The 22,328-nt window shown below is 39.8% G+C and carries 23 protein-coding genes and 1 other annotated feature; of the genes, 17 read left to right on the top strand and 6 right to left on the bottom strand.

The genetic code is table 11. The features are described 5' to 3' along the window. From HMPREF2837_RS06875 to HMPREF2837_RS06895, 5 genes are all read right to left on the bottom strand, one after another. Positions 1 to 642: a GNAT family N-acetyltransferase gene (locus tag HMPREF2837_RS06875; RefSeq protein WP_075230762.1), complete on the bottom strand. Its 642-nt coding sequence runs from the start codon at positions 640 to 642 to the stop codon at positions 1 to 3. A 198-nt stretch (positions 643 to 840) separates the two neighbouring features. Beyond that, on the bottom strand, positions 841 to 1,140 hold the full coding sequence (locus HMPREF2837_RS06880) for a DUF1827 family protein (protein ID WP_049549688.1): 300 nt from the start codon (positions 1,138 to 1,140) through the stop codon (positions 841 to 843). A 63-nt stretch (positions 1,141 to 1,203) separates the two neighbouring features. Continuing rightward, positions 1,204 to 1,653: an NUDIX hydrolase gene (locus HMPREF2837_RS06885; protein ID WP_049549689.1), complete on the bottom strand. Its 450-nt coding sequence runs from the start codon at positions 1,651 to 1,653 to the stop codon at positions 1,204 to 1,206. A gap of 88 nt (positions 1,654 to 1,741) precedes the next feature. Beyond that, the gene (locus HMPREF2837_RS06890; protein ID WP_049549690.1) at positions 1,742 to 3,994 is read right to left on the bottom strand and encodes an ATP-dependent Clp protease ATP-binding subunit; all 2,253 of its coding nucleotides are present in this window, start codon (positions 3,992 to 3,994) and stop codon (positions 1,742 to 1,744) included. A gap of 395 nt (positions 3,995 to 4,389) precedes the next feature. Beyond that, positions 4,390 to 4,620: a DUF1797 family protein gene (locus tag HMPREF2837_RS06895; protein WP_000443576.1), complete on the bottom strand. Its 231-nt coding sequence runs from the start codon at positions 4,618 to 4,620 to the stop codon at positions 4,390 to 4,392. Between the two features lie 190 nt (positions 4,621 to 4,810). Between HMPREF2837_RS06895 and HMPREF2837_RS06900 the strand changes: the two genes are divergently transcribed. The 5 genes from HMPREF2837_RS06900 (at position 4,811) to HMPREF2837_RS06920 (ending at position 9,056) form a co-directional block, all read left to right on the top strand. Beyond that, positions 4,811 to 5,494, top strand: coding sequence for an amino acid ABC transporter permease (locus tag HMPREF2837_RS06900; protein ID WP_049549691.1), 684 nt, complete (start codon positions 4,811 to 4,813; stop codon positions 5,492 to 5,494). Further along, positions 5,494 to 6,228 (top strand): amino acid ABC transporter ATP-binding protein, encoded by a 735-nt coding sequence (locus HMPREF2837_RS06905; RefSeq protein ID WP_049502721.1) that lies wholly within the window; start codon positions 5,494 to 5,496, stop codon positions 6,226 to 6,228. The genes HMPREF2837_RS06900 and HMPREF2837_RS06905 overlap by 1 nt, the downstream gene beginning before the upstream one ends. Before the next feature lie 138 nt (positions 6,229 to 6,366). Next, positions 6,367 to 7,224 carry a bifunctional methylenetetrahydrofolate dehydrogenase/methenyltetrahydrofolate cyclohydrolase gene (locus HMPREF2837_RS06910; protein WP_049549692.1) on the top strand — a complete coding sequence of 286 codons (858 nt, stop codon included), beginning with the start codon at positions 6,367 to 6,369 and terminating at the stop codon, positions 7,222 to 7,224. Positions 7,225 to 7,379: 155 nt separating this feature from the next. Then, a complete protein-coding gene (locus HMPREF2837_RS06915; RefSeq protein WP_049549693.1) occupies positions 7,380 to 8,204 on the top strand; it encodes a hypothetical protein in 825 nt (274 codons plus the stop codon). 3 nt (positions 8,205 to 8,207) lie between these two features. Further along, positions 8,208 to 9,056, top strand: a complete 849-nt coding sequence (locus HMPREF2837_RS06920; protein ID WP_075230763.1) for an NAD(P)H-hydrate dehydratase — start codon at positions 8,208 to 8,210, stop codon at positions 9,054 to 9,056. Positions 9,057 to 9,079: 23 nt separating this feature from the next. Here the strand turns inward: HMPREF2837_RS06920 and HMPREF2837_RS06925 are convergent, their stop codons facing one another. Then, on the bottom strand, positions 9,080 to 9,265 hold the full coding sequence (locus HMPREF2837_RS06925) for a hypothetical protein (protein WP_049549694.1): 186 nt from the start codon (positions 9,263 to 9,265) through the stop codon (positions 9,080 to 9,082). Between the two features lie 118 nt (positions 9,266 to 9,383). On the opposite strand from HMPREF2837_RS06925, the gene HMPREF2837_RS06930 reads away from it, so the two are divergent. The 12 genes from HMPREF2837_RS06930 (at position 9,384) to HMPREF2837_RS06985 (ending at position 22,239) form a co-directional block, all read left to right on the top strand. Next, a complete protein-coding gene (locus HMPREF2837_RS06930) occupies positions 9,384 to 11,837 on the top strand; it encodes a bifunctional DnaQ family exonuclease/ATP-dependent helicase (RefSeq protein WP_186823211.1) in 2,454 nt (817 codons plus the stop codon). 32 nt (positions 11,838 to 11,869) lie between these two features. Then, entirely contained in the window at positions 11,870 to 13,093 is a 1,224-nt protein-coding gene (locus HMPREF2837_RS06935) for an FtsW/RodA/SpoVE family cell cycle protein (RefSeq protein WP_049549695.1), read from the top strand. 10 nt (positions 13,094 to 13,103) lie between these two features. Further along, entirely contained in the window at positions 13,104 to 13,655 is a 552-nt protein-coding gene (locus HMPREF2837_RS06940; RefSeq protein ID WP_049549696.1) for a DJ-1 family glyoxalase III, read from the top strand. A gap of 105 nt (positions 13,656 to 13,760) precedes the next feature. Beyond that, complete coding sequence (locus HMPREF2837_RS06945) at positions 13,761 to 14,324, top strand: HAD family hydrolase (RefSeq protein WP_049549705.1); 564 nt, start codon at positions 13,761 to 13,763, stop codon at positions 14,322 to 14,324. 14 nt (positions 14,325 to 14,338) lie between these two features. Further along, on the top strand, positions 14,339 to 16,285 hold the full coding sequence (gyrB, locus tag HMPREF2837_RS06950; protein WP_000134067.1) for a DNA topoisomerase (ATP-hydrolyzing) subunit B: 1,947 nt from the start codon (positions 14,339 to 14,341) through the stop codon (positions 16,283 to 16,285). An 81-nt stretch (positions 16,286 to 16,366) separates the two neighbouring features. Next, positions 16,367 to 18,094, top strand: coding sequence for a septation ring formation regulator EzrA (gene ezrA / locus HMPREF2837_RS06955; RefSeq protein WP_049549697.1), 1,728 nt, complete (start codon positions 16,367 to 16,369; stop codon positions 18,092 to 18,094). Positions 18,095 to 18,209: 115 nt separating this feature from the next. After that, positions 18,210 to 19,601, top strand: a complete 1,392-nt coding sequence (gene pgdA / locus HMPREF2837_RS06960; RefSeq protein WP_049549698.1) for a peptidoglycan-N-acetylglucosamine deacetylase PgdA — start codon at positions 18,210 to 18,212, stop codon at positions 19,599 to 19,601. Positions 19,602 to 19,687: 86 nt separating this feature from the next. Beyond that, positions 19,688 to 19,818 (top strand) — a sequence feature (ribosomal protein L20 leader region). A 15-nt stretch (positions 19,819 to 19,833) separates the two neighbouring features. Beyond that, positions 19,834 to 20,364: a translation initiation factor IF-3 gene (infC, locus tag HMPREF2837_RS06965; protein ID WP_000848177.1), complete on the top strand. Its 531-nt coding sequence runs from the start codon at positions 19,834 to 19,836 to the stop codon at positions 20,362 to 20,364. Between the two features lie 32 nt (positions 20,365 to 20,396). After that, on the top strand, positions 20,397 to 20,597 hold the full coding sequence (gene rpmI / locus HMPREF2837_RS06970) for a 50S ribosomal protein L35 (RefSeq protein WP_001125942.1): 201 nt from the start codon (positions 20,397 to 20,399) through the stop codon (positions 20,595 to 20,597). 51 nt (positions 20,598 to 20,648) lie between these two features. Beyond that, positions 20,649 to 21,008, top strand: a complete 360-nt coding sequence (gene rplT / locus HMPREF2837_RS06975; RefSeq protein WP_000124830.1) for a 50S ribosomal protein L20 — start codon at positions 20,649 to 20,651, stop codon at positions 21,006 to 21,008. A gap of 56 nt (positions 21,009 to 21,064) precedes the next feature. Next, positions 21,065 to 21,451, top strand: a complete 387-nt coding sequence (locus HMPREF2837_RS06980; protein WP_000157160.1) for a lactoylglutathione lyase — start codon at positions 21,065 to 21,067, stop codon at positions 21,449 to 21,451. A 77-nt stretch (positions 21,452 to 21,528) separates the two neighbouring features. Beyond that, positions 21,529 to 22,239, top strand: a complete 711-nt coding sequence (locus tag HMPREF2837_RS06985; RefSeq protein ID WP_049549699.1) for a B3/B4 domain-containing protein — start codon at positions 21,529 to 21,531, stop codon at positions 22,237 to 22,239. Positions 22,240 to 22,328: the final 89 nt, after the last annotated feature.

A 22,328-nucleotide genomic window follows, 5' to 3' on the forward strand; every position in this document is an offset into this window, starting at 1 on the left:
TCAACCCACTACAGTTGACAAAGAGCCCAAAAAAGCCCAGTTACCAATGGACTTAGTCCCGTACTCTAACTCCATAAAATCTAGCAATACATAATCATTCTTTTTATAGAATGGAACATTTTTTTCTGTACTGGTAATGAGCCCTAAGCGCTTGCAGCCCTTGGATTTGACATAAGGCTCAACTGCGTCTCTAAGAAAAGCACTGCCCACACCTTGTCCTTTAACGGATGAATTGACTGCAAGGAGCATCAAATACCAGTCAAAGCTATTCGATTTTTTCAAATGTTCTTCGGAACGGTCTACTAGATCAAGATACTTCAAAAAATTTCGTGGGCTAATGTAGCGAAATAGTTTTATGACACCATTTAGCAAGTAAGATAGGATGGAAAAATCATTTTGTTGTAATAAGGCGACAGCTAGGATTTCTCCGTCTTGTTCAGCTACTAAGCAGGTCTCTTCTTTGATATAGAGGCGAGTCAGGAGACTTTCCAAGAGTTCTAAAAAAGCAGGATAGTTTTCAGGTTTCTTGAGATCATCTATGATTAGAGTTAAGAATGGATAGTCAAAGAAGCTATCGGCTATTACTTTTCCAATTTTTTGGTATTCGTCTAGCCTGGCTTTTCTGTATACTATGTTCTCCATTTATGAGCTCCTTTTTTATTGTTAGTAAATTATAATAACCGAGTTTTTACAAAAATATTGCCAAACTTAGTAAGTTGAAAGATTGTTAGAAAACTCTCTCTGTAACACTGAATCTGATTCTAGAATATCGGATCAGACAGACAAAGAACACTCTAAAAAGTTAGAATTTTTAGAGTGTAGTCCAATTATTGCTAAGTTTTATTTTGTTGGGATTGAGATTTCAATCAATTTTTCAGAGTAGAGGGTCTTGATATTAGCTTCATCGATATTTTGCTTGTCGATCTTACGATTCAAGAAAAATTCTTGGATTTTTTCAATTTCTTGTTCGCGGATAGCACGATGTTTATTGGAAATGAGGATTTCATAATGAAGCGGTGCCTGAGTAAAGATAACATCAGTGTTGCCTGCAGAGTAGACTTCTACGAGTGTAGCGTCGGTACTCTCTAGTTGGCTTTTAACAAGGTTTGAGTGAGAATTAGTAGTGTTGATGAGCTTCATAGGCTTTCCTCCTGTGTTTCTATGTCTATTATAGCACTTTTTGGAAAAATTGGAAAAGTTAATTTAAACTTGATGCTGTTTTTTCCAAGCTTCAATTGCCCATTTATGACTGCCACGTTTTAAGTTTGAAATAGCTTCATCAATTGGGAACCAAGCTAGGTGATTGAAGTCCTCCAAAGGTTTTTGGATTTCTTGATAAGAAGTAGCTTCATAGAGATAGGCTGGATTGTAGTAGTAGGTATCGCGATGGCTGGAATAGAAATACTCATCTGCTTGTCCATAATAAGTACCAATCTCAGCTGTAAAACCTAATTCTTCAATCAGTTCTCGTTTGAGAGCTTCAAAATGATCTTCGCCTGCTTCAATCTCGCCACCAGGCAAGAACCATGCACCATTTGGAGCTTGAACGAGGATAATCTTTTCATGTGCTGAGTCAGGGATGACTGCATAAACACCATATCTAGTTTTGTAGGTTACACCCTCTTTTTTTTCTCCAAAGGTTGGATTTGTCATAAATTTCTCCTTTATGTGTGCGCTTTCTTACTATAATAGTAAAGAATGCTCTTACTGTCAAGTAAGAACATTCTTTTAGTATGTGGAATTAGTCATTTGAGTTAACTGTTTCCAATTTATTTTTTGATTTAATCATGATTTTACCATTGCTAGTCATGACGGCTTTGAGGTTTTTCTCGCTTGGATTTTCAAGGTAGTAGTCTGTAATCGCATCTTCGATATAATCTTGGATTGTACGACGGAGTGGGCGAGCTCCCATTTTTGGATCGTAGCCAAGGTCTACGAGTTTCTCCTTAACCTTATCTGTTACATCCAAATGGATGTTATTACTTGAGAGTCGTTTATTGACATCATCTAACATGAGGTCAACGATTTGAAGGAGATTTTCCTTGCTGAGAGCCTTGAATTCGATAATGCCATCAAAACGGTTCATAAATTCTGGACTAAAGAAGTTGCCTAATTCCCCAAGGACAGAGTTAGTACGGCCTTCTCTAGCAGCACCAAATCCAACACTAGCTTCTGCCTTACCTGTACCTGCATTTGAGGTCATAATAATGATAGCGTCTTTAAAGCTGACAGTACGCCCTTGGCCGTCCGTTAAGCGCCCGTCATCTAAGACCTGAAGGAACATATGCATGACATCTGGATGGGCTTTTTCAACCTCATCTAGGAGGATCAGTGAGTAGGGGTTACGACGAACTTTTTCAGTCAATTGTCCAGCTTCATCATAGCCTACGTATCCCGGAGGGGCACCAACGAGTTTAGCAACGCTGTGTTTTTCCATGTATTCACTCATATCAAAGCGAATCATGCTATCAGCAGAACCAAAGAGTTCGATGGCCAGTTGTTTAGAAAGTTCTGTCTTACCGACACCGGTAGGACCAACAAAGAGGAAGCTACCAATTGGACGGTTTGGAGTACCGAGTCCGACACGGTTACGACGGATAGCCTTAGCAATCTTATCTACAGCGTCGTCTTGGCCAATAACATGAGCCTTGAGGTCATCTGCTAGATTGATAAGTTGAGACTGTTCTTTTTCTTTCAAATCACCAACTGGAATATTAGTCTTTTGCTCGATGATGTGTTCGATTGTCTTTTCGCTGATGATTGGAGTATCCTGATCCGTTACCTTGGTCTTTTGCATTTCCTTATATTTGGCAATCTGGTCACGGAAGTAGGCTGCTTTTTCAAAATCTTCATCGCGGGTTGCTTGTGCCTTGAGATTTTCTGCTTCGATTAAGCGTTGGTCGATGACCTTAGGATCTACAAAGTTCAAGGTTAAGTTCATTTTTGAACCAGCTTCATCTAGAAGGTCAATAGCCTTGTCTGGCAAGAAACGATCTTGGATGTAGCGGTTAGAAAGGGTAGCGGCAGCTTCGATAGCCCCATCAGTATAGTGAACATGATGGTAATCTTCGTATTTCTTTTGGATACCTTTCAGGATAATAATGGTTTCTTCAACGGTTGGTTCATCAACTTTAACAGGTTGCATACGACGTTCAAGGGCAGCATCTTTTTCGATGATGCGATATTCATTGAGGGTAGTAGCACCAACAAGTTGGAGTTCGCCACGAGCAAGAGCTGGTTTTAGGATATTTCCTGCATCCATATTCCCTTCTCCTGCTGAACCAGCACCGACAATTTCATGAATTTCGTCAATGAAGAGAATAACATCCTCGCGCTCACGAATTTCTTCCATGAGTTTTTGCATGCGCTCTTCAAACTGACCTCGGATACCTGTTCCTTGAACAAGGCTAACGACATCTAAGCGGATGACTTCTTTACCTTGAAGCTTATGGGGAACATCACCGTCAACAATTTTCTGAGCTAAACCTTCGACAACAGCTGTCTTACCAACACCAGGTTCACCGATAAGAACAGGATTGTTTTTAGTTCTGCGGTTGAGGATTTCAATGACACGGATAATCTCTTCGTCACGGCCAATTACAGGGTCAATATTTCCACGACGGGCAATCTCAGTGACATTGATACCATATTCATCCAAGAGTCCTTTTTCCTGGATTGGTGGTGGGGTTTGGGCAGGACCACGATTTTGGACACCATAGCCACCATTTCCACCGTATCCACCCCCTGACTGGGTTGGGGGGATATTGTTGTTATTAGAAGAAGGTCTAAAGTTGTTGAGATCGTTAAAGAAGTCTCCAAAGGGATCAAAATCACGGTTGTTTAAATCTGTAATGCCCTTGAATAAGCTATTGTTAGGATCTGTTTTGATAATTTTGTAGCAATTTTGGCAAAGATCGATTTGCTTTTGTTGTCCATTGAGATTGGTATAAAGATGAATTGTTGAGTCATTGATTTTACAGTTTTGACAGAGCATACCGCCACCTCATTTCTTTCTTAGTTTTGACTAAATCTAAAAGGTCAAAAATAGTCAAACAAGTATATAATTTAATTATATCATGATTATTGGGCAATTCAAGTAAAAAGATTGGATACTAGCACTATAAATAGTAGAGCGCTAATCATGAGAAAATCTTGATAGTAAGAAAAAAATCCTATTTGTCATACAAAAAGGATTCTCGTTGGTGAAAGGCGGTGGGACAGAAATCGATAGACAAAGTCTCGATTTCGTAGTCCCAGCCCCGCGAAGATGATTAGGAGTTTTGGGAGTCTAAAAGACGAACGAAAAGTCCAATCAGCTACCGCGTCAAAGTTTGATTGCTAATAAAAAGTGAGGTCGGGATCTTTTTATTAGCCTCTGTATATCTATCATTAGTATAGAAGTTCGTAGATTTCCATCGCAATCAAGTCGATGCTATCAAAAGTATATGTTTCACGAGCTTCAACATCACGAAGAGTAAAGATTGGGCCATTTTCTTCATCATGGTTAAAAGCAACTTCAGCTACAACAACTCCCTCGCGCTCAAAGTTACGTTTTAAGTTACCACCATCTTTTGTCATTGCTTCTAGGCGGTTGATGATTCTAACCAAATGTGATTCCATTTTGATTCTCCTCCATTTCTTATCGTTACTATTTTACCATAAAGAGTATCTACTTGACTAGGAAAAACTAAGATTTCTCGCTATTTCTGTTTTCTTTGAAATTTTATTGAAAATATCAGGAAAAGAAGTTGCATTTTTATGCAAAATATGTTATCCTTATACAAGTTTTAAGTTAGAAAGTAGTGTATCTATGAATTTTTCTTTTTTACCTAAATATCTGCCATATTTTAATTATGGTGCTCTCGTAACGGTCTTGATTTCTGTTTTGGTTGTCTTTTTGGGAACAATTTTAGGGATAGTCTTGGCTTTTGCTCAACGTTCTAAAATGAAGCCCTTAGCTTGGCTTGCCAATGTTTATATTTGGATTTTCCGTGGAACACCTATGATGGTACAGATCATGATTGCTTTCGCCCTTATGCACATCAATGCTCCGACAATTCAGATTGGAGTTTTGGGAGTTGATTTTTCACGTTTGATTCCAGGGATTATCATTATCTCTATGAATAGTGGTGCCTATGTATCAGAAACAGTTCGTGCTGGTATCAATGCAGTACCTAAAGGGCAATTAGAGGCGGCTTACTCTCTAGGGATTCGTCCTAAAAATGCTATGCGCTATGTCATCTTGCCACAGGCTATCAAGAATATCTTGCCAGCCTTGGGGAATGAGTTTATTACCATTATCAAGGATAGTTCACTCTTGTCAGCAATCGGTGTCATGGAATTGTGGAATGGAGCTACTACGGTGTCAACAACCACCTACCTACCTTTAACTCCACTCTTATTTGCGGCCTTTTACTACTTGATTATGACCTCTGTCTTGACACTAGCCTTGAAAGCTTTTGAAAATCGTATGGGACAAGGAGAGAAAAAATAATGACTGAAACGCTTATAAAAATTGAAAACCTTCATAAAAATTTTGGGAAAAATGAAGTTTTAAAAGGAATTGATCTGGAGATTAAAAAGGGAGAAGTTGTGGTGATTATCGGACCGTCAGGTAGCGGGAAGTCAACCCTCCTTCGCTCCATGAATCTCCTCGAAGAAGCGACAAAAGGCAAGGTCATCTTTGAAGGAGTGGATATTACGGATAAGAAAAATGACCTCTTTGCCATGCGTGAAAAGATGGGAATGGTATTCCAACAGTTCAATCTCTTTCCAAATATGACAGTAATGGAAAACATCACGCTTTCTCCTATTAAGACAAAAGGCGAAAGTAAGGAAGTTGCTGAGAAGAGAGCCCATGAGCTTTTGGAAAAGGTTGGTTTACCAGATAAGGCAGATGCTTATCCACAAAGTTTGTCTGGTGGACAGCAACAACGTATTGCTATCGCTCGTGGTCTTGCCATGGAACCAGATGTCCTACTCTTTGATGAACCGACTTCTGCCCTAGACCCAGAAATGGTAGGGGAAGTACTAGCAGTTATGCAAGAACTTGCTAAGTCAGGAATGACCATGGTCATCGTAACGCATGAGATGGGCTTTGCGCGTGAGGTAGCAGACCGTGTCATCTTTATGGCTGACGGTGTTGTTGTCGAAGACGGAACTCCAGAGCAAGTCTTTGAACAAACCCAAGAACAAAGAACCAAGGATTTCTTGAGTAAGGTTTTGTAAGAATATCGTAATCTAGAAAAGCTCGATAAGGGCTTTTTCTTATAGTTTCAGACTATAAGATCTCTTAGGTAAGAAGTGTTAGAGGGACAAGTATATTTTTGATATAATAGAAGATATTTGTTAGAAAAGAGAAAACACATGACACAGATGATTGATGGGAAGGCCTTGGCGGCCAAGTTACAGGGACAATTGGCTGAAAAGACTGCGAAATTGAAAGAAGAGACAGGCTTGGTGCCTGGTTTGGTCGTTATTTTAGTCGGAGAAAATCCAGCCAGCCAAGTTTACGTTCGTAACAAGGAACGTTCAGCTATTGCAGCAGGATTCCAGAGTGAAGTTGTGCGAGTTCCTGAAACAATTACCCAAGAGGAATTGTTGGATTTGATTGCCAAATACAATCAAGATCCAGCTTGGCATGGGATTTTGGTGCAGTTACCATTACCAAAACACATCGATGAAGAGGCTGTTCTACTAGCCATTGATCCAGAAAAGGATGTGGATGGTTTTCATCCGCTTAATATGGGACGCCTTTGGTCTGGTCACCCAGTTATGATTCCTTCAACTCCTGCTGGTATTATGGAAATGTTTCATGAGTATGGGATTGACTTAGAAGGCAAAAATGCTGTCGTTATTGGTCGTTCCAATATTGTTGGGAAACCCATGGCCCAGTTACTGTTGGCTAAGAATGCAACTGTAACCTTGACCCACTCTCGCACCCACAATCTAGCCCAAGTAGCTTCTAAAGCAGATATTCTAGTAGTAGCAATTGGTCGTGCTAAGTTTGTGACTGCTGACTTTGTCAAACCTGGAGCAGTTGTCATTGATGTGGGGATGAACCGAGATGAAAATGGCAAGCTCTGTGGCGATGTTGACTATGATGCTGTTGCACCAATTGCTAGTCATATCACCCCCGTACCTGGTGGAGTAGGACCTATGACCATTACTATGCTGATGGAGCAGACTTATCAGGCTGCATTGCGTAGCTTGGAAAAAAACTAGGTTTATAGGTTGCTAAAATGAATCATCAGAGTGGCAGTTAAACCAAAAGGTTGAATAGCAATATTTCTACCTTTTTTTGTCTATTGTAAAGACGGTTCTGTCAATTGAAGCTTCTTTTTATCTACTTTGTAGTATAATGAAGTAGAGGTGATTAGATGATTGTAAAAGTTTGTAATGCAGATTATAGTCTCCAGTGGGATGGAATCTATCAATTTGCTCTTGAAAACTATCCTCAGATTCAAGAATGGGAATTGGAGAAGCTAGCAAAGTTTATTGCTTATGAACAGGACCATCATCGTCAGACCATTGTGGAATGTGAGGATCTCGAATTAAATAAACAAATTCATGATTACTTGCAAGAGCATAGCTTTTTTCCTCCCTACAGACCAAGTCATCGCCTTGTAGCTTCTACTTATGATATTCAGAGGAAGTTGGTTACTTCAAATTATTGTAGTCATACTTGTACAGTTGAAGTGGCTCAGGCTATTTTTCAGACTGGAAAACTCATGTCGGCGGTAAAAGTATTTGGTAAAAGTGGGGCTGAACTAGTTACAGATAGTCGTAATGCAGCTTCTGATCCAGCAGACTATTTTGACTATATCATGTTTGGATGGTCTAATACGACTTCGGGTTACCGACTCGCTATGGAGCGTTTGTTAGGACGGGCACCGTCTGAGGAGGAATTGCAAGAAAAGTTCATTCCTGGCGTTAGTTTTTATTTTCTGTATGAAGAATTAATTCAAGCACCAGGTTATATCTTTGATGGCTATCATGTTGCGAAGGTAAGAGATAGGTTAGATTTGGATACCTTTCTTCATTTGTGTGTTATTCCTTCAAAAGATAAGGCTTGTTTTGAAGATTTGATTCCTTGTCAATTACAAGATAGAGTGATTTACCTAGACTATGAGGGAGAAGGGTTACAGGCTTGGAATACCAAGGTTAATCAAGTACTACATGGTAAGGATAAGTTGAAGGAGTAGTGTATGAAAGAGATTGATCAAGCTCTACTGAAAAAAGTAATCATCGATCGTCCTCGTTCTAGTCATAAAGGAGACTACGGTCGTCTTCTCTTGATCGGAGGAACGTATCCCTATGGGGGAGCGATTATTATGGCTGCTTTAGGGGCGGTTAGAAGTGGCGCAGGCTTGGTGACAATAGCAACGGATAAAGAGAATATTCCAGCTCTGCATAGCCATCTGCCGGAGACTATGGCTTTTGACCTTGGTGATAAGCAATTGCTGGAGCAACAGTTGCAGAAAGCTAATATTGTCTTGGTCGGACCTGGACTAGTGGATGATGAGTGTGGAGAAGAGCTTCTCCAAACAGTCTTTCATCATTCAAATCAAGATCAGACCCTCATACTGGATGGTGGTGCCCTATCTATTTTAGCGAAGGTTGAAATGAAATTTCCTAAGGCTCAGCTTGTTTTAACGCCTCACCAAAGGGAATGGCAAGTCTTGTCAGGCTTAGATTTGACTTCCCAAGGAACTGAGGAAACAGGGGAGGCCTTGAAGAGATTTCCTTCAGGAACGATTCTAGTTCAAAAAGGTCCTGCGACTCGAATTTGGCAAGCTGGTCAAACTGATTGTTATCAGTTGAGTGTTGGAGGTCCCTATCAGGCGACTGGAGGAATGGGAGATACCTTAGCTGGGATGATTGCTGGTTTTGCTGGTCAATTCCCACAAGTTAGTCTCTATGAAAGAGTGACGGTAGCGACCTATCTACATTCAGCAATTGCTCAAGAATTGGCTGAGGACAACTTTGTAGTTCTGCCAACCACGATTAGTCAACATATCCCAGCATTCATGAAGAAAATACAAAAAGACACCTGATTTTTTCAGGTGTCTTTTGATAATTAGAAGAGGCCTTTGACCTTGTCTACAAGACCGTCAAGTCCTTCTGATCCTGAAACCAAATCTTGTGCTTGGCTTAGGTACTCACCGAGTTGATCTTTATTTTCTTCAACAAATGTTTTTGCTGCAGAAAAATCTTTGTTCTCAATGAGTTCTTTTACTTGATTAAACAAATCTAATGGGTTCATGATGTCCCTCCTTTTCTACATTTCTATTCAATCATTTTTTAGAAAAACTTGCAAGAAACTTGCCACTTCTAACAAAGTTCATGGATGTCAAATTGTGTAAATTTTGATATAATTTTTAATGATGAATTTTAGAAATGATCGGTATGTGGTCGTAGATTTAGAGGCGACCAGTACCGGAAGCAAGGCAAAAATTATCCAAGTGGGAATCGTGGTCATTGAAAATGGCGAGATTGTTGACCAATTTGCAACGGATGTCAATCCCCACGAACTCTTGGATTCTCATATCAAAGAATTAACGGGCTTGACCGATCAGCGACTGGCAGAGGCACCAGAGTTTTCTCAGGTTGCTGGAAAAATTTTTGACTTGGTCAAGGACGGTGTTTTTGTTGCGCACAATGTCCAGTTCGATGCTAATTTGTTGGCGGAATTCCTCTTTTTCGAAGGCTATGAATTGCGCACTCCCCGTATCGATACAGTCGAGTTGGCTCAGGTATTTTATCCTCAACTTGAAAAATACAATCTGGGGATTCTCTGTCAAGAGTTGGGAATTTCACTAGAAAAAGCCCATACTGCCCTATCAGATGCCCAAGCCACAGCAGAGCTCTTTCTCTGTATGCGACAAAAGATGTTTGGACTGCCAAAAGGCTTATTGGAGCGCTTGTTAAGTTTGTCAGATGGTTTATTATATGAGTCTTATCTGGTCATCGAGGAAGTTTATCAGAAGCAGTCCATCCTAGTTGAACATGACTTGGTAGAGGTGCAAGGTTTATTTTTAAGAAAAGAAAAGCCAGCCCTTTCTCCACGTAAACTATCTAAAGATTTCCAAACCAATATTGCCTTGTTGAATTTGGAAGATAGAGCTCCACAAGCTAGCTTTTCTCAAAAGGTTCAAGATTTTCTACAGAATGAGAAAATTGCTTTTGTGCAAGCTCAGACTGGAATTGGGAAAACCTACGGCTATTTGTTACCCGCTTTATCACTAGAAAACGAAAAAGGAATTCTCCTCAGTGTTCCTACTAAAGTTCTACAAAATCAAGTCATGCAAGAAGAGGCTCGTAGATTGGAAGAGGTCTTTCACCTTTCGATTCATAATCTTAAAGGACCACAGAATTATCTAAAACTAGATGCCTTTCATGCAGCGCTAGAGGAAGACGAATCCAATCGCTTGTACACACGTTTTAAGATGCAACTTCTAGTTTGGTTGACCGAAACAGAAACTGGAGATTTGGATGAGATTGGACAACTTTATCGCTACCAGCAGTTTTTACCAAACTTGGTACATGATGGGAATCTTCCCAAAGCTTCTCTCTTTTGGTTAGAGGATTTTTGGAGACGGGGGCAGAAAAAAGCTCGCTCTTGCCAGCTACTTGTGACAAATCATGCTTATCTCGTTACCCGACTTGAGGATGATCCCAGTCTACTAGAGGGCCGTCTCTTGATTTTGGATGAGGCCCAGAAGATCTTACTAACATTGGAAAGTCTTTTACAAAAGAGTTTCGTTTTAAACGACATAGTAGACCAGCTAGATCAAGCTCTAGTTCGAGAAGAAGGGACGCTTCAGAGACGCTTGATGGAGAGTATTCGCTTTGAGCTTTGTCATTTGATGGACCAGTTCCTATCTGGCAAACGAAGAATGTGCCCAGCGACAACAATGGCACAACTCCAACAGGATTTCTCAGAGTTAGAAGTTCAAGTTTTCCGGGATTGTCAGCGATTTTTCTGCACTGATGGAGAATTTTGGCTATCAGCCTCAGACTTGTCTAGCAAGAAGGTTGTCATTTCTTCCAGTCGCAATCAACGTCTGCTCTTTTCTGAGATTTTTCCAGAGAGTTGTCAACTCTTAGCTGTCTCTGCAACCTTGGAAATTAGTAGCAGAGTATCTTTGCCAGAACTAATGGGATTCCCGCATGCAGCCTTTGCCAGACTGGATGAGAATTTTCAAGAAAATCAAGAAATTTTGGTTGTCAAGGATTTTCCATTGGTGACTGAAACCTCTCAAGAAGACTATGCCCAGGCTCTTGTAGAAGTGCTGGAAGATTTGTCTTATCTTGAAGAACCCATGCTTGTTTTATTCACTTCAAAAGACCTTTTGTTGCAGGTATCAGATTCTTTATCTCTTTCTCATTTAGCCCAGTATAAGAACGGGGATCCTGCTCAACTCAAGAAACGATTTGAAAGAGGAGACTCTCAACTCTTGCTAGGGACAGGAAGTTTTTGGGAGGGAGTTGATTTTGCGACTCACCCTCGAGTGATTGAAGTGGTGACACGCTTGCCCTTCCAAAATCCAGAAGATCCCTTTACGAAAAAAATGAATCAGGAACTGCGTCTTGAAGGGAAAAATCCTTTCTACGACTATCAACTGCCAATGGCTATTATTCGCCTCAAACAAGCGATAGGTAGAACCATGCGTCGTCTAGGGCAACGCTCCTCTGTCCTTATCTTGGATAGCCGAATGACAAGCAAGCGATATGGAAAGCAGATTGGCAAGGCCTTGTCACAGACTAGTCGAGTCAGAGAAGTTGGCAAAGAGCAAATATTCTCAAAAGTTCAAGAATTTTTACACAAAAAATAAAATAAACATCTGAAAGAATGAAGGAGACCTTTATGAAACGTTCTCTCGACTCTCGAGTCGATTATAGTTTGATTCTACCAGTATTCTGTTTGCTGGTGATTGGAGTGGTAGCTATTTACATTGCTGTCAGCCATGACTATCCACATAATATCTGGCCTATTCTCGGTCAGCAACTAGCTTGGATCGTATTGGGAATTTTTATCAGCTTTGTAGTCATGTTCTTTAATACAAAATTTTTATGGCAGGCGACTCCCTATCTTTATGCCCTAGGTCTAGTCCTCATGGTCTTACCCTTGGTTTTCTATAACCCTAGTTTGGTCGCAGCAACGGGAGCAAAAAACTGGGTATCAATCGGTGGAGTGACGCTTTTCCAACCTTCCGAATTCATGAAAATTTCCTATATTTTGATCTTGGCTCGGGTCATTGTTCAATTCACACAGAAACACAAGGAAAGTGAACGAACGATTCCTTTAGACTTCCTCTTGATACTGTGGATGATTATCTTCACGCTACCAGTTTTAGGTTTACTGGCCCTGCAGAGTGACTTAGGAACAGCCTTGGTCTTTGTCGCAATCTTTGCGGGACTGGTCTTGCTTTCTGGGGTATCATGGAAAATCATCATTCCAATTTTTGTAACAGCTGTATCGGGAATTGCAGGATTTTTAGCAATTTTCATCACAAAAGATGGGCGTGCTTTCATACATCAAATCGGGATGCCAACCTATCAGATCAACCGTATCCTTGCTTGGCTCAATCCCTTTGATTATGCACAAACGACCACCTATCAACAAGCGCAAGGGCAAATCGCCATCGGTAGTGGAGGCTTGTTTGGTCAAGGCTTTAATGTATCCAATCTCCTCATTCCCGTTCGTGAGAGTGATATGATTTTTACAGTCATTGCAGAAGATTTTGGTTTTATCGGCTCTGTCCTCGTAATTACACTTTATCTTCTACTTATCTATCGAATGCTAAAAATCACTCTCAAGTCCAATAATCAATTTTATACCTACATTTCAACTGGCTTCATTATGATGCTCTTGTTCCATATCTTTGAAAATATCGGTGCGGTGACAGGTCTGCTGCCACTGACAGGGATTCCTCTGCCATTTATTTCCCAAGGGGGCTCAGCCATTATCAGTAATCTAATTGGTGTTGGTTTGCTTCTATCGATGAGTTATCAAACGCATCTAGCCGAAGAAAAGAGCGGTAAGACAAGATTTAAACGGAAGAAAGTTGTTTTGAAAAAAGTTAAATAAGGAGTAAATCATGGCTAAAGTAGCAGTTATCTTAGCAGATGGCTTTGAAGAAATCGAAGCCCTAACAGTGGTGGACGTATTACGTCGTGCCAATATTGCTTGTCATATGGTTGGTTTTGAAGCCCGAGTGACGGGATCACATGACATCCAAGTACAAGCAGATCGTGTGTTTGATGGTGATTTATCTGAGTACGACATGATTGTCTTACCAGGAGGTATGCCAGGTTCAGCTCACTTGCGTGATAATGAGCAATTGATTGCTGAACTTCAAAAATTTGAGCAAGTTGGTAAAAAAGTAGCAGCTATTTGTGCAGCACCAATTGTACTGAATCGAGCCGGTCTCCTCAAGGACAAAGAGTTCACCTGCTATGATGGTGTCCAAGAGCAAATTGCTGATGGTCACTATCGCAAGGAAACAGTAGTTGTCGATGGTCAGTTGACTACCAGTCGCGGTCCAGCAACTGCCCTTGCCTTTGCTTATAACTTAGTAGAACAACTTGGTGGAGATGCAAATGCTTTGAGAGAAGCCATGCTCTATCGTGATGTATTTGGAATAGATTAACTAAAACGAGAGGAATCTATCAATTAGGGGATTCTTCTCGTTTTTTACTGTTAAAATAGAAGGAAATCGTCGCTTTTTTGATAAAAAAATGCTATAATGAAGGGTATGAAATATCACGATTACATCTGGGATTTAGGTGGAACTTTACTTGATAATTATGAGACTTCGACCGCGGCTTTTGTGGAAACATTAGCTCAATTTGGAATTGAAGAAGAACATGATAAAGTTTACAATGCCTTGAAAGTGTCAACTGCTTTTGCGATTGACCAATTTGCCCCAACAATAGAGCATTTTTTAGAAAAATATAAGGAAAACGAAGCGCGAGAGCTTGAACATCCTGCCTTGTTTGAGGGAGTACCTGCTTTATTGGAGGAAATCTCAGACCAGGGAGGACGGAACTTTTTGGTTTCACATCGCAATGACCAAGTTTTGGATATTCTTGAAAAGACTGGTATTGCTGACTATTTTACAGAAGTAGTAACAGCTAGCTCTGGCTTTAAGAGAAAACCAAATCCAGAGTCTATGATCTATTTGCGAGATAAGTACAAGATAAGCTCTGGTATCGTTATTGGTGACCGTCCTATCGATATTGAAGCTGGACAAGCAGCAAGCTTAGCGACGCATCTCTTTGAAAATATCGTGACATTGAGACAAGTATTAGAAATGTAAGAAAAAGGGAAAAAATGACAGAAGAAATCAAAAACCAACAGGCACAGGATTATGATGCCAGTCAGATTCAAGTTTTGGAAGGTCTGGAAGCCGTTCGTATGCGTCCTGGAATGTATATCGGATCGACTTCAAAAGAAGGTCTTCACCACCTAGTCTGGGAAATCGTTGATAACTCTATCGATGAGGCCTTGGCGGGATTTGCTAGTCATATTCAGGTCTTTATTGAGCCAGATGACTCTATTACGGTTGTTGATGATGGACGTGGTATCCCTGTTGATATTCAAGAAAAGACAGGCCGTCCTGCCGTTGAAACTGTCTTTACCGTTCTTCACGCTGGAGGTAAATTTGGCGGTGGCGGTTACAAGGTTTCAGGTGGACTCCACGGTGTAGGTTCATCGGTTGTAAATGCCCTCTCAACTCAGTTGGATGTTCGTGTTCACAAAAATGGAAAAATCCATTACCAAGAATACCGTCGTGGACATGTTGTTGCTGACCTTGAGGTGATTGGAGATACAGATAAAACAGGTACAACAGTACACTTCACGCCAGACCCAGAGATTTTTACAGAAACAACAACTTTTGATTTTGATAAATTAAACAAGCGAATCCAAGAACTCGCCTTTCTGAATCGTGGCCTTCAAATCTCCATCACTGACAAGCGTGAGGGACTTGAACAAACAAGACACTACCACTACGAAGGTGGGATTGCGAGTTACGTTGAGTATATCAATGAAAACAAGGATGTCATTTTTGATACGCCAATCTACACTGATGGAGAAATGGATGACATCACAGTTGAAGTAGCCATGCAGTACACAACTGGCTACCATGAAAATGTCATGAGTTTCGCCAATAACATTCATACACATGAGGGTGGAACGCATGAACAAGGATTCCGTACAGCCTTAACCCGTGTCATTAACGACTACGCTCGTAAAAACAAACTCCTAAAAGATAACGAAGATAACCTTACAGGTGAGGATGTCCGTGAAGGATTGACTGCCGTTATCTCTGTGAAACATCCAAATCCGCAGTTTGAAGGACAAACGAAAACTAAACTTGGAAATAGTGAAGTTGTCAAGATTACTAATCGCCTCTTTAGTGAAGCATTTTCAGACTTCCTAATGGAAAATCCACAGATTGCTAAGCGGATTGTTGAAAAAGGGATTTTGGCAGCTAAGGCGCGTGTGGCAGCCAAGCGTGCGCGTGAGGTTACTCGGAAGAAATCTGGTTTAGAGATTTCAAACCTTCCAGGGAAATTAGCAGATTGTTCCTCAAACAATCCAGCTGAAACTGAACTTTTCATCGTCGAAGGAGATTCAGCGGGAGGTTCTGCAAAGTCTGGTCGTGACCGTGAATTCCAAGCGATTTTACCGATTCGCGGTAAAATCCTCAACGTTGAAAAGGCCAGCATGGATAAAATCCTTGCCAATGAAGAAATCCGTAGCCTTTTCACAGCTATGGGAACAGGCTTTGGTGCTGAATTTGATGTCAGCAAGGCACGTTACCAAAAACTCGTTATCATGACGGATGCCGATGTCGATGGAGCTCACATCCGTACCCTCTTGTTAACCTTGATTTATCGTTATATGAAACCCGTTTTAGAAGCAGGTTATGTTTATATCGCTCAACCACCAATTTACGGTGTTAAGGTCGGCAGTGAAATTAAAGAATACATCCAACCTGGAGCAGATCAAGAAATCCGTCTACAGGAAGCCTTAGCTCGCTATAGTGAAGGACGTTCAAAACCAACTATTCAGCGTTATAAAGGTCTTGGAGAAATGGATGACCATCAACTTTGGGAAACAACCATGAACCCAGAACATCGTCTCATGGCGCGTGTATCAGTTGATGATGCTGCAGAAGCAGATAAAATCTTTGATATGCTCATGGGTGACCGCGTAGAACCACGTCGAGAATTTATCGAAGAAAATGCTGTCTACAGTACGCTTGACGTTTAAAAAAATTGGGAAATAGTTCCCATGGTTTGAAAAATATGATATAATCATTACAATTGTTTCATGTATAAAAAGGAGTTTGATATGTCTGATAATCTGTTGATTATTACTATGATTGCAATCGCGGCTCTTCTGATTATTGCATATGTTGTGGCAGTTTTGTTACGCAAACGCAATGAAAAGAGGCTCGCAGTATTAGAAGAAAGAAAGGAAGAGTTGTATAACCTTCCAGTTAACGATGAAGTAGAAGCTGTTAAGAATATGCATCTGATTGGTCAAAGTCAGATTGCATTTAGAGAGTGGAACCAAAAATGGGTAGACCTATCCCTCAACTCATTTGCGGATATTGAGAATAATCTGTTTGAAGCAGAAGGGTACAATAATTCATTTCGTTTCTTGAAGGCTCAACACAAAATTGATCAAATTGAAAGCCAGATTACCCTTATCGAAGAAGATATTGCTTCCATTCGAAATGCTTTGGCAGATCTAGAAAAACAAGAATCCAAAAATAGTGGTCGTGTCTTGCATGCTTTAGATTTATTTGAAAGCCTGCAGAAAACAGTCGCAGAAGATTCTGAGAAATATGGTCAAGCGCTTCCTGAAATTGAAAAACAATTGGAGAACATCCAATCTGAATTTTCTCAATTTGTGACGCTAAACTCTTCAGGAGATCCAGTTGAAGCAGCAGGGATTTTGGATAATGCTGAAAATCATATTCTCGCTTTGACACATATCGTAGAGAGAATTCCAGCAATTGTTACTAAACTAACGACTGAACTTCCTGATCAACTTGAAGATCTAGAGGCTGGCTATCGTAAGTTGCTTGATGCCAACTATCACTTTGTAGAAACTGACATTGAATCTCGTTTGCAGTTATTGTATGAAGCATTGAAGAACAACCAAGAAAATATTAAAAAATTGGAATTGGACAATGCTGAATATGAAAACACTCAGATTCAAGAAGAAATCAATGCTCTCTATAATATTTTCACACGAGAGATTGCTTCTCAAAAAGTTGTTGAAAACTTGTTGTTAACACTTCCAACCTATCTTGACCACTTAAAAGACAACAATCAAGTCTTGGTGAAAGATATCGAGCGTTTGAGCAAGACCTACTTGATGGCTGAGAGTGATGTAAATCATGTTCGTCGTCTTCAAGTGGATTTGGATTCCCTAGAACTTACAGTTAGCGATTTGACTTCAGAACAAGAGGAATATTCTGATGCTTATTCTGTATTGGAAGAACGTTTAGAAAATGTTCAAGCTACATTAAAAGAAATTGAAGATGATCAAGTTTCAGTTAGCGAACGTCTGGTGCAAATTGAAAAAGACGATGTCAACGCTCGTCAAAAGGCAAATGTTTACGTCAATCGCCTCCACACGATCAAACGATACATGGAAAAGAGAAATCTTCCAGGAATACCACAGAGCTTCTTGAAATTGTTCTTTGCAGCTAGCCACAGTACTGAAGACTTGCTGGCAGAGTTAGAACAGTCACAAGTCAACATTGAGTCTGTCAACCGTATTTTAGAAATTGCAACTCACGATATGGAAATTCTGGAAACAGAAACATACAGCATCGTACAACATGCTACCTTGACTGAACAATTACTTCAATACTCTAACCGCTACAGATCATTTGATGAAGGGATTCAACAAGCCTTCCACGAATCTTTAGAAATCTTTGAAAATGCCTTTGATTATCAAGCATCTTTCGAAAAGATTTCCCAAGCTTTGGAAGTTGCTGAGCCAGGTGTAACAAACCGCTTCGTTTCTTCTTATGAAAAAACAAGAGAAACTATTCGTTTCTAAACAAAAGAAAGTCCTAGGGAGATCTAGGATTTTTCTTTTACCTTTCTTTTCCTAAAAAATGGACATTTTCCTATTTATCATTGAAATTATAGGCATGATTTGATATGATAAGACTATGACAAAAAAAAGAACAAGCCATAAAGTAAACGACAGAAAGAGAAGAAAATTGTGGATTATTGTGGGGCTTCTATTCTTCACAATCTTAACATTAGGAGCAGGTATTGCTTATAAATTCTTGACGAAGCAAGCTTTTGAGCAAAAAATTGAAGCACTGAAAAAAGAAAAAGATGATTCCTATTCACAAGGAAGTCAGAAAGATCATTTTCGTAAAGGGCAGGCAGAAATCATCACCTACTATCCTATGACGGGGGACAAGGTCATTACCCCTGTTCAGGATATCATTGTAAAAGATATCACGGATAAGGTAGAAGATAAGGAAGATTTGATCTTTTACTACTCTGAGAAAGATTCTTCTGCTATCAAAGGTGTGGAGAGTCATCTTGTGAAAAAACAGGTCTATGATTTGAGTAATTCTACTGTTGTAGAATTAGAAAATACATCATTAGATCAGCTTTATCTTAAGGAAGATGGGACCCTGTTTACTTTAGATCAGCTCTTTACAGATGCTAGCAAAGCCAAAGAAACATTTCTTGAGAATATCAAGTCAACGCTCCAAGATAAAAAGCTTGAACAAACTCTTGTTGATCAAGTAATAGCCGATTTTTCAGCTACCGATTTATCATCTTGGAAGTTCGCTTACAAAGATAGTCAATTGGTGTTATATCCAGTCAAAGCAACTAATAATGTAGAAGAAATAGCTTTGCCTATTTCAGACTTCTTTGATGTTATCCAATCGTCCTATCTAACTGAAAAGGATGCAGAACTTTATAAGAAGGCTCAGGCTGAGAAAAATAAAAAAGTAGTAGCTCTTACCTTTGATGATGGACCGGACGGAAATACAACACCACAGGCATTGGATATCTTAGCTAAATACAAGATTAAAGCAACTTTCTTTGTCCAAGGAAAGAATATTGCAGGTAATGAGTCGATTCTTAAACGTATGCAGTCTGAAGGTCATGAAGTTGGAAACCATAGTTGGAATCACCCAATTTTAACGAAACTGTCACTGGAAGATGCTAAGAAACAGCTCACAGATACCGAAGACGCTATTACAAAAGTTCTTGGAAAAAGTTCTAAATTGATGCGTCCGCCATACGGTGCAATCTCAGATGATATTCGCAATAGCCTTGATTTAAGCTTTATTATGTGGGATGTGGATAGTTTGGATTGGAAGAGTAAAAATGAAGCTGCGATTTTGACAGTAATTCAGCGCCAAGTGAGCAATGGATCTATCATTTTAATGCATGATATTCATCAAACATCTGTTAATTCACTACCCAAAGTAATTGAGTATTTGCAGGGACAAGGCTATAGTTTTGTGACTGTATCAGAGCTGCTGAGTGCTCGTTTGAAGCCACATGAGATTTATTATTCTCGTAATCAATAGATTGTAAGTCGGCAAAAATAGAAAAAATTAAAAAAAGATAGTTTTAATCTTGACAAGTAGGGGAAAACTTGATATCATATAAAAGTTGAGAAAAGCAGAAGTGAGAACTTCTCGCCTTGCGACTAACGTTGTCTGGCCCCTACGGATCAAATTTCAGAAATGAAATACAATCATGTAGTGCGGGTTTGCGTTAGCAAGTCCGCTCTTGTTTTTCTCTAAATTAAAAAAAGAGGTGAAAACCATAGCAAAACAAGACTTATTCATCAATGATGAAATTCGTGTACGCGAAGTTCGCTTAATCGGTCTTGAAGGTGAGCAATTGGGTATCAAACCACTAAGCGAAGCGCAAGCACTTGCGGACGAAGCTAATGTGGACTTGGTTCTCATTCAACCTCAAGCTAAACCTCCTGTTGCAAAAATTATGGACTACGGCAAGTTCAAATTTGAGTACCAGAAGAAACAAAAAGAACAACGCAAAAAACAAAGCGTTGTGACCGTGAAAGAAGTTCGTTTGAGCCCTGTTATCGACAAGGGAGATTTCGAAACTAAACTTCGCAATGCTCGCAAGTTCCTTGAAAAAGGGAACAAAGTGAAGGTATCCATTCGCTTTAAGGGGCGTATGATCACCCATAAAGAGATTGGTGCAAAAGTTTTAGCCGAGTTTGCTGAAGCAACACAAGATATTGCTATCATCGAACAACGTGCTAAAATGGATGGTCGCCAAATGTTCATGCAATTGGCGCCAGCAACTGACAAAAAATAATTGTCAGAAAGTTAAATAAAGGAGAAAAAATCATGCCAAAACAAAAAACACACCGCGCATCAGCTAAACGTTTCAAACGTACAGGTTCTGGTGGACTTAAACGTTTCCGTGCTTACACTTCTCACCGTTTCCACGGAAAAACTAAAAAACAACGTCGTCATCTTCGTAAAGCATCTATGGTGCATTCAGGAGATTTCAAACGTATCAAAGCAATGCTTACTCGCTTGAAATAATAGCCTAACAGTAAGTAAACAATTCTAGGAAATATTTGGAGGAAATAAAACATGGCACGTGTTAAAGGTGGCGTTGTATCACGCAAACGTCGTAAACGTATTCTTAAATTAGCAAAAGGTTACTATGGAGCTAAACACATCTTGTTCCGTACTGCAAAAGAACAAGTAATGAACTCTTACTACTATGCATACCGTGACCGTCGTCAAAAGAAACGTGACTTCCGTAAATTGTGGATCACACGTATCAATGCGGCAGCTCGTTTGAACGGACTTTCATACTCACAATTGATGCATGGTTTGAAATTGGCTGAGATCGAAGTTAACCGTAAAATGCTTGCTGACTTGGCTGTTAACGATGCAGCAGCTTTCACAGCTCTTGCAGATGCAGCTAAAGCAAAACTTGGTAAATAATTATTCATAAGACTGGTGCAAGTTTGTCCCAGTCTTTTTTAAACAAAGGAGAAAAAATGGCTTCTAAAATGCTACACACTTGTTTGCGAGTAGAAAATCTTGAAAAATCAATCGCTTTTTATCAAGATGCTTTTGGTTTTAAAGAATTACGTCGTAGAGACTTTCCAGACTATGCTTTCACTATTGTTTATCTTGGACTTGAAGGTGATGATTATGAATTGGAGTTGACTTACAACTATGATCATGGACCTTATGTTGTCGGTGACGGTTTTGCTCACATTGCCCTAAGTACACCTGATCTTGAGGCTCTTCATAAAGAACATAGCGACAAAGGCTATGAAGTAACAGCACCTAATGGACTTCCAGGGACTCAACCAAACTATTACTTTATCAAAGATCCAGATGGATACAAGGTAGAAGTGATTCGTGAAAATTCATTATAGTTCCTATCGAGTAGCTTGTATGCTACTCTTTTTTAGAATTTGTGGTAGAATGAAAGAAAAAGAATGGAGGCAAAGTCATGAAAGTTCATGTAAAAGATGATTTTTGGCAACTATTTCCAGATGCTCAAATCTCTGTATTGGTGGTAAAAGGTCTCAACAATACTATTGATGAGAGTGAGGATCCCTATTTTAAAGCTTTACTAGATGAAGGAACCCAAAAAGCCCGGACTTTTATACCAGATGATAATTTCACTCAGAATGAAGTGATTCAAGAATGGCGTCAGGCATTCACAAAATTCAAAACAAAAAAAGGTGCTCGTTCTTCTATTGAAGCCTTATTAAAGCGTGTGAGTCAAGGAAGAGAATTTAATCCAATAAATCCTTTGGTAGATATCTATAATAGTGTTTCACTTTCTTACGCTGTTCCTTGTGGGGGAGAGGATTTAGCTAAGATTGTTGGTGACTTATGTCTTGGGAGAGCTCAAGGGAATGAATCCTTCTTTCCACTAGGGGCTGAAAGTGATGCTCCTGCCTTAGCTGATGAAATGATTTATTTTGATGAACAAGGTGCGGTTTGTCGGTGTTTAAACTGGCGTGAAGCCCAAAGAACCATGTTAACAGAAGAAACCAAAGATGCTGTTTTAGTCATTGAAGCTATCAATGAAGAACAGGCATCACGAGCTCGGGAAGCAATGCTAGAATTACATACTAAAATTGAGGAATATTTCGGTGTTAGTGGCAAGATCAGTCACTTGACAGCTACAAATCCTATCTTGGAAATAGAATGATAAGTGAGAATCACGGTTAATTTAACTGTGGTTCTTTTTTCTACAAGGGAAGAAAGAAATTGTTTTTCTATTTTTTAAAATGGTATAAT

It is taken from the genome of Streptococcus sp. HMSC071D03 (assembly GCF_001812125.1).
GTDB classification, from domain to species: Bacteria; Bacillota; Bacilli; order Lactobacillales; family Streptococcaceae; genus Streptococcus; species Streptococcus pseudopneumoniae_N.

Coding starts and splice junctions, on each gene's coding strand:
- HMPREF2837_RS06905 (WP_049502721.1), top strand. CDS start 5,494: ATGACTGAAACGCTTATAAAAATTGAAAACCTTCATAAAAATTTTGGG.
- gyrB (WP_000134067.1), top strand. CDS start 14,339: ATGACAGAAGAAATCAAAAACCAACAGGCACAGGATTATGATGCCAGT.
- HMPREF2837_RS06940 (WP_049549696.1), top strand. CDS start 13,104: ATGGCTAAAGTAGCAGTTATCTTAGCAGATGGCTTTGAAGAAATCGAA.
- HMPREF2837_RS06935 (WP_049549695.1), top strand. CDS start 11,870: ATGAAACGTTCTCTCGACTCTCGAGTCGATTATAGTTTGATTCTACCA.
- HMPREF2837_RS06895 (WP_000443576.1), bottom strand. CDS start 4,620: ATGGAATCACATTTGGTTAGAATCATCAACCGCCTAGAAGCAATGACA.
- HMPREF2837_RS06920 (WP_075230763.1), top strand. CDS start 8,208: ATGAAAGAGATTGATCAAGCTCTACTGAAAAAAGTAATCATCGATCGT.
- HMPREF2837_RS06890 (WP_049549690.1), bottom strand. CDS start 3,994: ATGCTCTGTCAAAACTGTAAAATCAATGACTCAACAATTCATCTTTAT.
- pgdA (WP_049549698.1), top strand. CDS start 18,210: ATGACAAAAAAAAGAACAAGCCATAAAGTAAACGACAGAAAGAGAAGA.
- HMPREF2837_RS06875 (WP_075230762.1), bottom strand. CDS start 642: ATGGAGAACATAGTATACAGAAAAGCCAGGCTAGACGAATACCAAAAA.
- HMPREF2837_RS06880 (WP_049549688.1), bottom strand. CDS start 1,140: ATGAAGCTCATCAACACTACTAATTCTCACTCAAACCTTGTTAAAAGC.
- HMPREF2837_RS06980 (WP_000157160.1), top strand. CDS start 21,065: ATGGCTTCTAAAATGCTACACACTTGTTTGCGAGTAGAAAATCTTGAA.
- HMPREF2837_RS06910 (WP_049549692.1), top strand. CDS start 6,367: ATGACACAGATGATTGATGGGAAGGCCTTGGCGGCCAAGTTACAGGGA.
- HMPREF2837_RS06900 (WP_049549691.1), top strand. CDS start 4,811: ATGAATTTTTCTTTTTTACCTAAATATCTGCCATATTTTAATTATGGT.
- rplT (WP_000124830.1), top strand. CDS start 20,649: ATGGCACGTGTTAAAGGTGGCGTTGTATCACGCAAACGTCGTAAACGT.
- HMPREF2837_RS06985 (WP_049549699.1), top strand. CDS start 21,529: ATGAAAGTTCATGTAAAAGATGATTTTTGGCAACTATTTCCAGATGCT.
- HMPREF2837_RS06945 (WP_049549705.1), top strand. CDS start 13,761: ATGAAATATCACGATTACATCTGGGATTTAGGTGGAACTTTACTTGAT.
- ezrA (WP_049549697.1), top strand. CDS start 16,367: ATGTCTGATAATCTGTTGATTATTACTATGATTGCAATCGCGGCTCTT.
- HMPREF2837_RS06885 (WP_049549689.1), bottom strand. CDS start 1,653: ATGACAAATCCAACCTTTGGAGAAAAAAAAGAGGGTGTAACCTACAAA.
- rpmI (WP_001125942.1), top strand. CDS start 20,397: ATGCCAAAACAAAAAACACACCGCGCATCAGCTAAACGTTTCAAACGT.
- HMPREF2837_RS06930 (WP_186823211.1), top strand. CDS start 9,384: ATGATGAATTTTAGAAATGATCGGTATGTGGTCGTAGATTTAGAGGCG.
- HMPREF2837_RS06925 (WP_049549694.1), bottom strand. CDS start 9,265: ATGAACCCATTAGATTTGTTTAATCAAGTAAAAGAACTCATTGAGAAC.
- HMPREF2837_RS06915 (WP_049549693.1), top strand. CDS start 7,380: ATGATTGTAAAAGTTTGTAATGCAGATTATAGTCTCCAGTGGGATGGA.